Origin of the sequence: Glutamicibacter protophormiae, from assembly GCF_016894325.1 — a bacterium.
Classification (GTDB): domain Bacteria; phylum Actinomycetota; class Actinomycetes; order Actinomycetales; family Micrococcaceae; genus Glutamicibacter; species Glutamicibacter protophormiae.
Genome location: NZ_CP069806.1, coordinates 3,585,508 through 3,598,479, shown reverse-complemented (window position 1 = coordinate 3,598,479; position 12,972 = coordinate 3,585,508). Strand labels below are relative to the sequence as shown.

Below are 12,972 nucleotides of genomic sequence, written 5' to 3'. Positions count from 1 at the left end.
CGGGAAACTGTGAAACAGCTTCCCGGCCCGGCTTCGCGATTCTATAGGTTAGCCAACTGGCTGCGGTACCGGAACCTCGCGGTTGCGGAGCGCGCGAGGGTCGATGACCTCGCGGATCAGGCGCAGCTCCTCGTCGGTTGGCAGGCGCGTTTCCGGCGCGTTGGAGGCATCCAACGGGAATCCGGTGTTGTCAGTGACTTCCTGCGGATCCACGCCTGGGTGGACCGACAGCACCTTGACCCGGCCGTTCTCGTCGTAGCCGAGTACTGCGAGGTTGGTGATGATCACGCCCAGGTGGTGGTGCTTCAGCCCTGCGGCCTTCGCGCGGTCGTTGCCCACGCCGGAGACCATGTCTACGGACTCGACGAACAGGCGTGCGCCGTGGCGCGCGATCCAGTAGTCCACGCGGTGATTGGCGGTGTTGCCAGGAGCGCCGCGCACGCCGATGAGCTGGCGCTTTGGCTTGTCCCAGTCGCCGATCAGCGAGATGTTCTGGTTGCCGTACTGGTCGATCTGGCTGGCGCCCATGATGCTCTGGCGGCGGCCGGTGGCCACGATGTCGAAGATGCGGCGGAACGGGGCCCAGCCCTCGATGACGCCGCCAGCAGCGGCCGGCTTGCCCAGCGGGGAGGCCTCGCTCATCATGAATGCTTCGCCGTCGCTGAGGATGATGTCCGGCGAATGGGTCAGCTTGGCCAGGCGTGCGCCAATGGATGGGACAATGCCCACCGCATGGGCCAGCAGCTCACCGGACTCGCGGTAGATGTCCGAGCAGGCTGCAACGCAGATCTCGGCAATGGTGACGTCGTTAGACATTGGCTTTCTCCTTTTCTGCGTGGAAGCGCTCGACGGCTGCATGGAATGCGGCCTCGTCGCCTGCCAGGAATTCTGCGGTGAAGGCATCCCACGCCGCCGGGTCCTTGGCGGATGCAGCGTAGTGCTTCTGGAAGACTTCGTCGCGGCCGTAGTCGGGCTCGCAGGTGGTGAAGTGCGCGCCGCGCGGGGTCTCGACGACGCCGGTGACGTACATGCGGCTGAGCATCAACGTGTGGTACGAACCTTCATCGAGCAGATTTTCGGTCGGAACGATCTTCTCGGTGCTCACGAAGGTGCGGTCAGCGGCCATTGCGTAGAGGTCGTCGAAGTAGGGGTCCGGGCCCAGGAACTGGACGTTGCCAGCTGCGTCGGCACGGTTGACGTGGATCAGCGCGACATCCATGCGGATGGCCGGAACCGCAACGTACTCGTCGTCCGAATACGGAGACTTGACCGTCTTCAGATGCTTGTTGGCTGGCAGGACATCGGAGCCAAGACCTGCAAGGGTCGGCAGGAAGGACAGACGTGCGGCGCCGGCGCGCAGGCCGGTCACGAACATGCCCTCATCGTATTCCTGCAGCTCCAGCTCGCCGCGTTCACGGGCTGCCGTGAACAGAGGATCCAGCGGGATGCTGTCCAGGGTGACGAAGCCGTAGATCAGCTTCTTGACCTTGCCGGCTGCGACCAGCAATCCGACGTCCGGGCCGCCCAAGGAGACCACGGTCAGGTCCTTGACGTCGGTCCGCAGCAGTTCGCGGACGAAGGCCATGGGCTTGCGCCGCGAGCCCCAGCCGCCGATGCCGATAGTCATTCCAGACTTGATGGACGCTACCGCGTCACTGAGTTCCAATCGCTTGTCAGGCATTGGGTTTCCCTCATTTCTTCAACGAATAATAAACCTAGCGCTCGCTTGGTTGTAAGGCTAGCATGAATGAAATGAATTAGTCAGGGCAGTCCCATCGGTTAGCAGCCGTGATGCATGTTGACTTGATTCATGGTTCATGAGGTTCGCATCAGTGTGAAGCCTGCGGTCGCAACGTAGTTGCTCCAGTTTGGCCAGATGCGGCAAGCCCTAGCAAGGTACCAAGCGGTGCTTGAATCCCGAGTAAACATTCCAACGTTGGTTGGGTCGGCCAAGCGATCTGCAGGCCAAACGGCTGGATCGAAGGATTTGGCGCGGCATCGCCCGTGAAAACGTATTGGCATGTCCCGGACGATTTCTGCCGAGCCCGAGCTGGGCATTCTGTGCGGGACGGATCCGGAATTGCCAACATAATCCGCTTTTGCCCAAGAGTGGGTTCATTTCCTGCACTGCGGTTCATTCTCTTGGGTGCTCCGTTGTATTCATCTCCGTAGATTGCATCGCTGCGTGGCTGACCACGAGAAGTAGGCCAATTGCCGAAATTATCTGGCCGACGGTTGCGTGTTTTGCCTGTGGAGAGTACTGCCGGCATGACGGAGATCAAACTACGATTTGCGCATGGGCAGAGGAAAATTGCTTGGCTGGTCGCAGGAACACTGGCGGTGTGTGGGCTGTTTTGGTTTTTTACGAGGCCTGCCGACTATGTAAACGGGGTGTTCCAATGGATGCACCCCGGTGCTCAGGCATTGGCGGCGGTCGCACCTATTGGCACCTTGGTAGCTGTAGGCACGGCATCATTCCTCGCTTATCGAACACTTCGCTACAGGACCCGTGTTGACGACGCGGATCAGTGGTGGAAACGAGCGCGATACGGAATCGATCTGGTTCACGGGACTGCCGCGCAGAAGGCTGCGGGGAGTGACCTCATCAAGACGCTTCTCGGTCCTTGGCTCAAAAACGCCGAGGACGGTGCCCGGGTGAAGAAGGCAAGGAAAGCGCGCAAGCGAGCTGGATCCTACGGCCGGCGGGTGTCGGAGGATGAGAAAGAGATGCTGAATCGAATTCTTCAAAGTGCTTTGGAAGGGAGCGCCCCGGACTCCCTGACCGACAAGGAGCTCGAAGAATTAGAAGCTAAGGAGAAAGAGGATAAGAGATCGTGTGCCGCCCAGTTGGAGAACCCTGATCCAAGTGATGCGACGATAGAAACGTCAACTGCCAAAAACAAAACTTCTCAGCCGAATCATGGGTCCGGCCGTAGAATGAGCATGGGAGATGAGGTAGCAGGTGAGCCCAAAAAAGAAGGCGACGGATACGGTTATTCAGCCGACGACCAAGGCTCGCGTGGTTAAACTTGGGGACAACTACATTGTGCTCGGCCAGAACAATGAGCCACTGACTGCAAGGTATCCCGCCGACAGCTTTCGATACATAACGGACGGGGCGAAGTCAGCCTACCAACTGGCTACCTTGGACGGTAAGAGGCCAAGCGACGCGATTATTGCCCTGGCAAATTATGTTCGTCCCGGACAAATAACTGCATAACGAAAAGCCCCGCCAAATGACGGGGCTTTGTCGTAGCTAGAGGCGCTGTTGCCGGGGAAAGCCGGGGCTAGGCGCGGCCTCCTGGAGGGCCTAAGATCAGCATGACGGTGAAGATCAGCGCGACGATCACGACTGCGATCACCGCGGTTAGGATTGGGCGGCCGACCATCCAGCGGAACAGGGTGTCAATCCACTTGTCATCGTCCGGGTGGTCGCTCTTGGTGGTGCGCCATTCGCCTTCCAGGCGTCCCTGCTTCTCCAAGCGGCGTTCGTAGGGAATCGTCAGGTAAGGGACGATCGAGGTTGCTGCGGCAAGCACGATGGAGCGCTTGGTCCAGCGCTGGTTGATGCCGACGAGCACGCCGGTGGCGACGTAGGACAGGAACACGAAGCCGTGCATGAATCCGGCAATGGAAACCGGCCAGTCGCCCACCTTGACCACGTACTTCAACAGCATGGCAATGATCAGAAGCGTCCAGGTGACAGCCTCGGCCCGGGCAACGATGCGGAATAGGGTGCGTGGTGACATAACTTGATTTCTGTCCCTCGGGATTGCGAATAAGTCGGTTCTCCGTTTAGAACCCACCCAAGTCTAACGGGTGCTCCTGTGTGCACAATTTGAACGATGGGCCGGCTATGGCTCCGGCATGAGGCAAAAAAAGACGCCATCCCGTCCGCCGAGAATCTGCGGCGGACGGGATGGCTGCTGCGAGGCCGATGCGGTTAGGCCGCGGTCAGGCCCAGCAGTTCGCCGAGGCGCTGGCGGTGCGTCCGGGCCTGCCCGAAGAGCTGGCTGGTGGCATGGGCGCGCTTGAAGACCAGCTGGGCATCGTGCTCCCAGGTGATGGCGATGCCGCCATGCAGCTGCACGCACTCCGCGGCGATGTGGTCCAGCGCGTCCGAGCACCAGGCCGCGGCGGATGCCGCACGCTGCGGCAGGTCGTCGGCTCCGGTGCCGGCGGACCAGGCGGCGGCCCAGGCCGCGGTGCGCGCGGTCTCCACCTGCACCAGCATGTCGGCCATGCGGTGCTTGAGCGCCTGGAAGGATCCGATGGCGCGTCCGAACTGCTCGCGCTGCTTGGAGTATTCAACCGTCATGTCCAGGCCGCGCCGGGCGGTGCCCGCCTGCCAGCAGGACAGCGAGACCAGGGCGATGTCGCGGACCTTGGACAGGACTGCTTCCGCATCCAGGACCAGGGCCCGGGCCGGCACCTGGTTCAGGGTGTAGGCGGCGAAGCGCAGGGTGGTGTCCACCGCAGGGGTGGAGACCCGTTGGATTGCTTCCGGATCCAGGATTTCGAAAATGCCCGGACCGTTCTCGGTCTGAGCCACGGCCAGCACCAGGCTGGCGGTCAGTCCGTCGATCACCAAGGTGGCCTCGCCGTTCAGCTCCCAGCCATCGCCCTGCCGGGCTGCGGTGATGTCATTGGATGCGGGATCCCAGCTGCCCTTGGCATCCGCCCAAGCGAGCGTGGCCAGGGTTGAGCCCTCGGCGAGGCCGGGAAGCAGGCGCTCGCAGGCTTCCTCGTTGCCCGATTCAAGGATCGCTGCGGTGGCCAGCACCGCGGAGGACAGCAGCGGGGTCGGAGCCAGATGGTAGCCCAGGGCCTCCAGGACCAGTCCGGTTTCCAGCCAGCCGCACCCTGCCCCGCCGAATTCCTCCGGGATGGACAGGGACGCGACGCCGATTTCCTCGGCCAGCACCTGCCACAGCTGCGGGTCGTAGCCGAGCTCCGATTCGGCCGCGCTGCGCACGGCCAGCGGGTCGGCGTGGCGGGCCAGTACCGCATGCAGGGTCTTGGCCAGTTCGTTTTGTTCGTCGGTGAGTGAGAAGTCCATGATGTCCTCTAGCTGGCGGGCGACAGGATCGCGGCGGGGGTCAGGATCGACGCGGCGATGCGCGAACGGTGGTAGCGGGTGGTGCCCCAGGCTGAAGCCAGCGCATGCACGCGGGTGAGCCACAGGCTCAGGTCATGCTCCTGGGTGTAGCCGATGGCGCCGTGCACCTGCAGTGCGGTGCGCGCGGCCAGGATGGCTGCGTCCGAGGCGGCGACCTTCGCGGCAGACACGCTGCGTTCGCCGGACGGGGTGCCCAGGTCCAGGGCGGCGCCCTTGAGCAGCGGGCGGGTGAACGTCAGTGCCACGCGGACGTTGGCCAGCTGGTGCTTCAGCCCCTGGTATTCGCCGATGACCCGGCCGAACTGCTCGCGCAGCTTGGCGTAGGCCACTGCCTCTTCCAGCAGTCGTTCGCCGGCGCCCAGCAGCATGGCGGCGCTGCCGAGGGTGGCGCGGTCGATGGCCAGCGCCACTGCCTGCGGATCCAACGCGGCGGCCGTGCCGGCAGGAGTCAGCTCATGCAGGGTGCGGGCCGCGTCGATGGACTCCTGGCCTTCCCCGGCCTCGGCCGGGGTGATGGAATCGGTGGTGACGATGAACTGCTGCGCGCACAGCTGCGCATCCAGTGCGTAGGGCACGAAGCCCGGGATGGCAGCGGTGGCGATGGCCGAGCCGTCGGCCAGGGATTCGCGCAGCGCAGGGTCCACCAGATCCGGCAGCAGCGCCGCGGATTCCAGGTACGGGCCCGGAGCCGCGTGGTAGCCCAGGCGTTCGAAGGCGACGATCAGGTCCACCGGGGTGCCGCCCATGCCGCCGTCGGCCTCGTCGATGCACAAGCCCAGCAGGCCGAGCTCGGCCAGCTGCTCCCACAGGGCGCGGGCCGGAGCCGCATCGCCTTCCGAGGCCGCGCGGGCCACGGCGGTGCCGCCCAAGGATTCGATGACCTGGTCGATGGCCTCGGCCAGCGCCCGCTGTTCCTCACTGATTACGAATTTCATGACGCCTTCCGTCCGTCGCCGCCGCGTGGCAGGCCAAGTATGCGTTCTGCAATGATGTTGCGCTGGATTTCGTTGGTGCCCGCGTAGATCGGGCCGCCCAGGGCGAAGATGTAGTCATCCACCCAGCGTCCGCCGGCTTCCGCGGAGGCGGAGCGCAGTTCTGCGGCCGGGCCGAGCAGGTCCAGGCCGGTCTGGTGGATCGCGATGTCCAGTTCGGACCAGAAGACCTTGTTCACGCTGCCTTCGGCGCCGATGTCCCCGCCTTCCTGCAGGGTGCTGACGGTGCCCCAGGTGTACAGGCGGTAGGCCTCGGACTTGATCCAGGCGTCCACCACCGCGTCCTGGGCGAAGGGATCCTGGTCCTGGTTCTTCTGCCACAGATCGATCAGCCGGTCGGTGGCTGCGCAGAAGCGGCCGGGGGAGCGCAGCGACAGGCCGCGTTCGTTGCCGGCGGTGCTCATGGCCACGCGCCAGCCGTCGCCCGGGGCACCGAGCACGTCCTCGTCCGCGACGAAGACGTCGTCGAAGAAGAGCTCCGCGAAGCCGGTGGTGCCGTCCAGCTGGGTAATCGGGCGGACCGTCAGGCCCTCGGCATCCATCGGGAACAGGAAGTAGGTCAGCCCGCGGTGGCGCTGCGCCTCGGGGTCCGAGCGGAACAGGCCGAAGCCGCGGTCGGCCCACGGGGCGCGCGAGCTCCAGGTCTTCTGGCCGTTCAGGATCCAGCCGCCGCGCTCGTCATCGCGCTTCGCGGTGCTGCGGATGGAGGCCAGGTCGCTGCCGGCTCCGGGCTCGGACCAGGCCTGGGCCCAGATCAGCGTGCCATCGGTCATGTCGCGCAGGAAGCGTTCACGCTGCGTATCGGTGCCGTGCCCGAACAGGATCGGGGCCAGCAGCGAGATGCCGTTCTGCGCCACGCGGGTCGGGGCGCCGGCGCGGTAGTACTCCTCCTCGAAGAGCACCCATTCGATCAGTCCGGCTCCGCGGCCCCCGTACTCCTCCGGCCAGGACACGACGGACCAGCCGCCGGCGGCCAGCTTGGCCTCCCATTCGCGGTGGGCTGCGAAGCCCGCCTCGGTGTCCATGGAGGGCAGCGGGGTGGCCGGCACGTTCTCGGCCAGCCAGGCGCGTGCTTCGGCAGCGAATGCGAGCTGCTCTTCTGTCAGGTCAAGATCCATTTACTTTGCCGCCTCCGCCATGTTCTTGGCTCCCATGCCGGCCAGGGAATCCTTGCCGACCTCTGCGTTGTGCGCGTGGGCTGCGTGGTGCAGCCCGAAGACCGAGTCCATGCCGGCACGCAGGCCCTGCAGGTCCTCGGATTGGTTGACCGCCTTCTTGGCCAGTGCCAGGCCCAGGCGCGGCATGGCGCCGATGCGCTCGGCCAGGTTCAGGGTGTGCTCCTCGAGCAGTTCGCGCTCCACCACGTGGTTGACCATGCCCAGTTCGTAGGCGCGGCGGGCCGTAAAGCGGTCGCCGGTGAACAGCATTTCCTTGGCCGCCCGCGGGTTGGTGACCCACGGGTGGGCGAAGTATTCCACGCCGGGAATGCCCATGCGGACCACCGGGTCGGAGAAGAATGCGTCCTCGCTGGCCACGATGAAGTCGCAGGACCAGGCCAGCATCAAGCCCCCGGCGATGCAGGCGCCGTGGACCATGGCAATCACCGGCTTGGGCAGTTCGCGCCAGCGGCGGCACATGCCCAGGTACACCTCGGATTCGCGGGCGAAGCGCGAATCGACGCCCTCCGCGCCGACATGGTCCCACCAGACCACGGCCTTGCGCTCGAAGCTCTGGTCCGCGTCGCGTTCCGGGGTGCCGATGTCGTGTCCGGCGCTGAAGTGCTTGCCGTTGCCGGCCAGCACAATGGCCTTGACCGCGTCGTCCTCGACGGCGCGGGTGAACGCCGCGTCCAAGGCGTAGGTCATCTTGGAGTTCTGTGCGTTGCGGTACTCGGGCCGGTTCAACCGGATGATCGCCGTGGTGCCGCGCACTTCGTAGGTTACAACGCCGTCACTGTCGTTCAGTGTCATTGCGGGCCTCCATTTCCTGTGTCGCATTTCGGCTGGGAGCCCAGCCGTGAAAACTTGCTTGAGACTACAGTAACCAAACAAGTGCTTGGTTTGCTAGCATAAGCGAAGATCAACCGAGAGACCAATGGAAATCGAGAGTGAGGGAGCTGTCATGGATCTGAATTATTCGGCGGAAGATGACGCGTTTCGGCAGGAATTCCGGGATTGGCTTGAAGCGAACCTCGTCGGCAAGTTCGCCGCACTGCGCGGACTGGGCGGCTCGGGGCGCGAGCATGAAGCATTCGAAGAGCGTCTGGAGTGGAACCGCCACATGGCGGCCCACGGCTGGAGCTGCGTCAGCTGGCCCAAGGAGCACGGCGGCCGCGGGCTGAGCCTGCAGCAGCAGGTCATCTTCCACGAGGAGTACGCCCGGGCGAACGCCCCGGCCCGCGTGAACCATCTGGGCGAGGAGCTTTTGGGCCCGACCCTGATCGCCTTCGGCACTCCCGAGCAGCAGGCCCGCTTCCTGCCCAAGATCATTGCGGTCGAGGAACTCTGGTGCCAGGGCTATTCCGAGCCGGGCGCCGGGTCGGATTTGGCCGGGGTGAAGACCAAGGCCCGTCTGGAGGACGGGAAATGGGTGGTCGACGGCCAGAAGGTCTGGACCTCACTGGCGCACACCGCTGACTGGTGCTTCGTCATCGCCCGCACCGAAGCCGGATCCGTGAAGCACCGCGGCCTGTCCTACCTGCTGGTCCCGATGGACCAGCCGGGGGTGGAGATCCGCCCGATCCTGCAGCTGACCGGAACCTCGGAATTCAACGAGGTCTTCTTCGACGGAGCGAAAACCGACGAGGACCTGGTGGTGGGGGAACCCGGCGCCGGATGGTCGGTGGCCATGGGCACCCTGGGCTTCGAGCGCGGCGTGTCCACGCTCGCCCAGCAGATCGCCTTCCAGCGCGAACTGCAGCTGATCATCGACCTGGCCCGCAAGAACGGCGCCATCGAGGATCCCATTATCCAAGACCAAATCGTCAAGGCCCAGATGGGGCTGGATATGCTTCGCATGCACGGGCTGCGCACGCTCAGCGGCGAGCAAGGCATCGAAGCCTCGATCACCAAGCTGCTGTGGGCGCCGTGGCACCGCTCGCTCGGGGAACTGGCCATGGCCGTGGCCGGCGCCGGCGGGCTGACCGTCGCGCAGGCGCCCTACGAGCTCGACGAGCTGCAGGCGCTGTACCTGTTCAGCCGTGCCGACACCCTCTACGGGGGATCGGACGAAATCCAACGCAATGTAATCGCCGAGCGCGTGCTCGGCCTGCCCAAGGAGGCACGAGTATGACCATCCAGCGCATCGCCCAGCCGGCGCCCGAATATGTTCCCGCCCATGGTCTGCTCGCCGGACGCCGTGTCGTGGTGACCGCCGCGGCCGGCGCCGGCATCGGTGCGGCGGCCGCACGCCGCTGCCTGGAAGAAGGTGCGGAGCTGGTGGTGCTGGGGGATACCCACGCCGGCCGGCTGGAGGCCTCCGCCAATGAACTGGGTGCCGAGTTCGGCGCCGAGCGCGTGCGTTTTGCCGTCTGCGACGTGACCAATGAAGATCAGGTCCAGGCGCTGCTGGACGTGGCCGAGGAATTCGGCGGCGTGGACGTCATGATCAACAACGCCGGGCTGGGCGGCACCGCCTCGATCCTGGACATGGAAGACGAGCAGTGGGAAAAGGTCGTCAACGTGACCCTCACCGGCACCTTCCGCTCGGTGCGCGCCGCCAGCCAGCGCATGGTGAAGAACGGCACCCGCGGAGTCATCATCAACAACGCCTCGGTCATCGGCTGGCGCGCCCAGGAAGGCCAGGCCCACTATGCCGCCGCGAAAGCCGGCGTCATGGCGCTGACCCGCTCGGCCGCCATGGACGTGGCGCCGCACGGCATCCGAATCAACGCGGTGGCCCCGTCCCTGGCCATGCACCCGTTCCTGGCCAAGGTCACCTCGGATGAGCTGCTGGAGCAGCTGACCTCCCGCGAGGCCTTCGGCCGCGCCGCGGAGCCGTGGGAAATCGCTAACGTCATGGTCTTCCTGGCCAGCGACTATTCCTCGTACATGACCGGTGAAGTGGTTCCCGTCAGCAGCCAGCAGGCCTAAAGGAGAAATGACATGACTGAGGCTTACATTATTGACGCCGTGCGCACCCCGGTGGGTCGTCGCGGCGGTTCGCTGGCCGAGATGCACTCGGCCGACCTGGGCGCCCACGTGATTTCCGCGCTGGTCGAGCGTACCGGCATCGACCCCGGTGCGGTGGACGACGTGATCTTCGGCTGCACCGACACCCTGGGCTCCCAGGCCGGCGACATCGCCCGCACCGCCTGGCTGGTGGCCGGGATGCCGGACCACGTGCCCGGCGTGACCATCGACCGCCAGTGCGGTTCCAGCCAGCAGGCGGTGCACTTCGCGGCGCAGGGCGTCATGTCCGGCACCGCGGACCTGATCATCGCCGGCGGCGTGCAGAACATGTCGAAGATCCCGATCTCCGCGGCCATGATCGCCGGAGCCGAGTTCGGTTTCACCACCCCGTTCGCCGAATCCCCGGGCTGGGTGGCCCGCTACGGAGACCAGGAGGTCTCGCAGTTCCGCGGGGCCGAGATGATCGCGGAGAAGTGGGACATCTCCCGCGAGCGCATGGAGCAGTTCGCGCTGGAAAGCCACGAGCGCGCCGCCGCCGCCGCGGACGAGGGCCGCTTCGATTCGCAGATCGTTCCGCTGAACGGGCTGGCACAGGATGAGACCATCCGCCGCGGCACCACGCTGGAGAAGATGGCGTCGCTGAACACCCTCACCGAAGACGGGCGGCTGACCGCCGCGGTGGCCTCGCAGATCTGCGACGGCGCCAGCGCCATGCTCATTGCCTCGAAAAAGGCGGTGGAAGAGCACGGACTGACCCCGCGCGCCCGCGTGCACCACATTTCGGTGCGCGCCGACGATCCGGTGTGGATGCTGACCGGCCCGATCCGCGCGACCAAGTACGCGCTGGAACGCGCGGGCATGAGCGTGGATGAGATTGATCTCTTCGAATGCAACGAGGCCTTCGCCCCGGTCGTGCTGGCCTGGATGGATGAGCTGGGCATCGACCGCCAGAAGGTCAACGTCAATGGCGGCGGCATTGCCCTGGGCCACCCGATCGGCGCCACCGGCACGCGTTTGATGACCACCCTGCTCAACGAGCTGGAACGCACCGGCGGCCGCTATGGCCTGCAGACGATGTGCGAAGGCGGCGGACAGGCCAACGTCACCATCATCGAGCGCCTCTAGCACCCAGGCAGCAGCCGCTTAACCCAAGGTCCCCGCCGGGAAAACCCGGCGGGGATCTTTTCGATCATCACTCGCACCTTTATGAGGTACTTATAACTGTAGGGTCCGGAACTGTGCCCGCCCTATGCAGGGCGTCGGCGCTGGCCGGGGAATTACTTGGCGTTGACCGACAGCGGGGCGTCGACTGGCTCCAATTCGCCGTGCGGCGGGTTCTTCGGAATGAACGCCGCCAGGATGACGGCGGCGATGGAGAACCCGGCGCCCAGCAGCAGCGCGGTGCGGAAACCCTGCTCTGTCGGGATCATGGTGCCATGGAAGTCCGTGGACATCTGGGCCAGCACCAGGCCGATGACCGCGGCGCTGCCGGTGGTGCCCAGCGAGCGCATCAGCGTGTTGAAGCCGTTCGCGGCAGCGGTTTCGCTGCGCGGCACGGAACTCATGATGATCGACGGCATGGCGCCGTAGGCGAAGGCCACGCCGCTGTTCACGAGCGTCGCGGTGAGCAGCAGGCCCCAGGTGCTTCCCATGCCCCACAGGCCCACCACGTAGCCGACGGCCAGAATGGAGATGCCCAGCATCAAGGTGAACTTGGCGCCCAGCTTGTCGGAAAGCTTGCCGCCCACCGGGGAAAGGACCAGCATCATGAAGCCGGCCGGGGCGACCCACAGGCCGGCGGCCAGGACGGACTGTCCCAAACCGTACCCGGTGCTTGCGGGCAGCTGCAGGATCTGCGGCATGAGCAGCATGCTGACGTACATGCCGAAGCCGACGAAGATCGAGGCGATATTGGTCAGCAGCACGCGGGGGATGACCGCAGTGCGCAAATCGACCAGGGGATCGGTGGTCCGCAGTTCCCAGAAGCCCCAGAAGACCAAGGCCAGCAGCGACAGGCCGAAGAGGCACAGGGTCATCGGCGAGGCCCAGCCCCAGGAAGATCCCTTGGAGATCGCCAGCATCAGCGACAGGATGCCCGCGGACAACGCGATCGCGCCCAGCCAGTCGAAGCGCTGTCCCGCGGCCCCGGCCTTCTGGCCCGGGATGAACTTCCAGATCAGCAACGCAACGATCAGCGTGACTACGGAGCCGCCGATGAACAGCGAGCGCCAGTCGTAGAACTCGATGACCGCGGCGGAGATGGGCAGGCCGATGGCGCCTCCGGCGCCCAACGTGGCGCTGACCGTGGCGATGGCCGAGGAGAGCTGCTCCTTGGGGACGAGGTCGCGGAGCATGGCAATGCCCAGCGGGATCATGCCGGAGCCGAAGCCCTGCAGTGCGCGGCCGATGATCATGATGGTGACGTTGGGCGCGAAGGCGCAGATCAGCCCGCCGAGAATCAGCGGCAGCGCGAGAATCAGGAGCATCTTGCGCTTCCCGAAGAGGTCGCCCAGGCGTCCGGAAATCGGAACGGCCACCGCCCCGGCCAGCAGGGTTGCGGTCACGATCCAGGCGGTGTTGTCGGCAGAGGTATTGAAGATCTCGGGCAGCTGCGGGATCAGTGGTGCAACCATCGTCTGCGTCAGCGCAGAGGCGATGCCGGCTGTTGCCAGGATGCCGACGGCAGTTCCCGGACGAGTGGCGGATTTTTTGGCGCGGTGCGTCAAGGGGT

12 protein-coding genes are annotated in these 12,972 nt (G+C 65.3%); 4 read left to right on the top strand and 8 right to left on the bottom strand.

All coding sequences use genetic code 11. The annotated features are described in order from the left end of the window. Positions 1 to 48: 48 nt before the first annotated feature. Together JQN66_RS16775 and JQN66_RS16770 are read right to left on the bottom strand one after the other, a co-directional pair. Positions 49 to 816 carry a CoA-transferase subunit beta gene (locus tag JQN66_RS16775; protein ID WP_204676029.1) on the bottom strand — a complete coding sequence of 256 codons (768 nt, stop codon included), beginning with the start codon at positions 814 to 816 and terminating at the stop codon, positions 49 to 51. Beyond that, entirely contained in the window at positions 809 to 1,681 is an 873-nt protein-coding gene (locus JQN66_RS16770) for a CoA transferase subunit A (protein ID WP_047120441.1), read from the bottom strand. The genes JQN66_RS16775 and JQN66_RS16770 overlap by 8 nt, the downstream gene beginning before the upstream one ends. A 587-nt stretch (positions 1,682 to 2,268) precedes the next feature. Here JQN66_RS16770 and JQN66_RS16765 point away from each other — a divergent pair. Then, positions 2,269 to 3,027 (top strand): hypothetical protein, encoded by a 759-nt coding sequence (locus JQN66_RS16765; protein WP_204676028.1) that lies wholly within the window; start codon positions 2,269 to 2,271, stop codon positions 3,025 to 3,027. 260 nt (positions 3,028 to 3,287) lie between these two features. On the opposite strand, the gene JQN66_RS16760 is transcribed toward JQN66_RS16765, so the two are convergent. The 5 genes from JQN66_RS16760 to JQN66_RS16740 all read right to left on the bottom strand — a co-directional run bounded on the left by JQN66_RS16760 (position 3,288) and on the right by JQN66_RS16740 (position 8,081). After that, positions 3,288 to 3,749 (bottom strand): DUF3817 domain-containing protein, encoded by a 462-nt coding sequence (locus tag JQN66_RS16760; RefSeq protein WP_204676027.1) that lies wholly within the window; start codon positions 3,747 to 3,749, stop codon positions 3,288 to 3,290. 194 nt (positions 3,750 to 3,943) lie between these two features. Continuing rightward, positions 3,944 to 5,059 (bottom strand): acyl-CoA dehydrogenase family protein, encoded by a 1,116-nt coding sequence (locus JQN66_RS16755; RefSeq protein ID WP_204676026.1) that lies wholly within the window; start codon positions 5,057 to 5,059, stop codon positions 3,944 to 3,946. An 8-nt stretch (positions 5,060 to 5,067) separates the two neighbouring features. Then, positions 5,068 to 6,054 (bottom strand): acyl-CoA dehydrogenase family protein, encoded by a 987-nt coding sequence (locus JQN66_RS16750; RefSeq protein ID WP_204676025.1) that lies wholly within the window; start codon positions 6,052 to 6,054, stop codon positions 5,068 to 5,070. Then, a complete protein-coding gene (locus JQN66_RS16745; protein ID WP_204676024.1) occupies positions 6,051 to 7,229 on the bottom strand; it encodes an acyl-CoA dehydrogenase family protein in 1,179 nt (392 codons plus the stop codon). Before JQN66_RS16745 ends, JQN66_RS16750 begins: the two co-directional genes overlap by 4 nt. Then, a complete protein-coding gene (locus JQN66_RS16740) occupies positions 7,230 to 8,081 on the bottom strand; it encodes an enoyl-CoA hydratase (protein WP_188948046.1) in 852 nt (283 codons plus the stop codon). Positions 8,082 to 8,232: 151 nt separating this feature from the next. Between JQN66_RS16740 and JQN66_RS16735 the strand changes: the two genes are divergently transcribed. Genes JQN66_RS16735 through JQN66_RS16725 form a run of 3 tightly spaced genes read left to right on the top strand, consistent with a single transcriptional unit; the run spans position 8,233 to position 11,366 of the window. Continuing rightward, positions 8,233 to 9,402 (top strand): acyl-CoA dehydrogenase family protein, encoded by a 1,170-nt coding sequence (locus JQN66_RS16735; protein ID WP_204676023.1) that lies wholly within the window; start codon positions 8,233 to 8,235, stop codon positions 9,400 to 9,402. After that, positions 9,399 to 10,202 (top strand): SDR family oxidoreductase, encoded by an 804-nt coding sequence (locus JQN66_RS16730; protein WP_188948048.1) that lies wholly within the window; start codon positions 9,399 to 9,401, stop codon positions 10,200 to 10,202. Before JQN66_RS16735 ends, JQN66_RS16730 begins: the two co-directional genes overlap by 4 nt. 12 nt (positions 10,203 to 10,214) lie before the next feature. Continuing rightward, complete coding sequence (locus tag JQN66_RS16725; RefSeq protein WP_204676022.1) at positions 10,215 to 11,366, top strand: acetyl-CoA C-acetyltransferase; 1,152 nt, start codon at positions 10,215 to 10,217, stop codon at positions 11,364 to 11,366. 152 nt (positions 11,367 to 11,518) lie between these two features. Here JQN66_RS16725 and JQN66_RS16720 read toward each other — a convergent pair whose 3' ends face one another. Then, positions 11,519 to 12,967, bottom strand: a complete 1,449-nt coding sequence (locus JQN66_RS16720) for an MFS transporter (protein WP_239464069.1) — start codon at positions 12,965 to 12,967, stop codon at positions 11,519 to 11,521. Positions 12,968 to 12,972 lie beyond the last annotated feature (5 nt).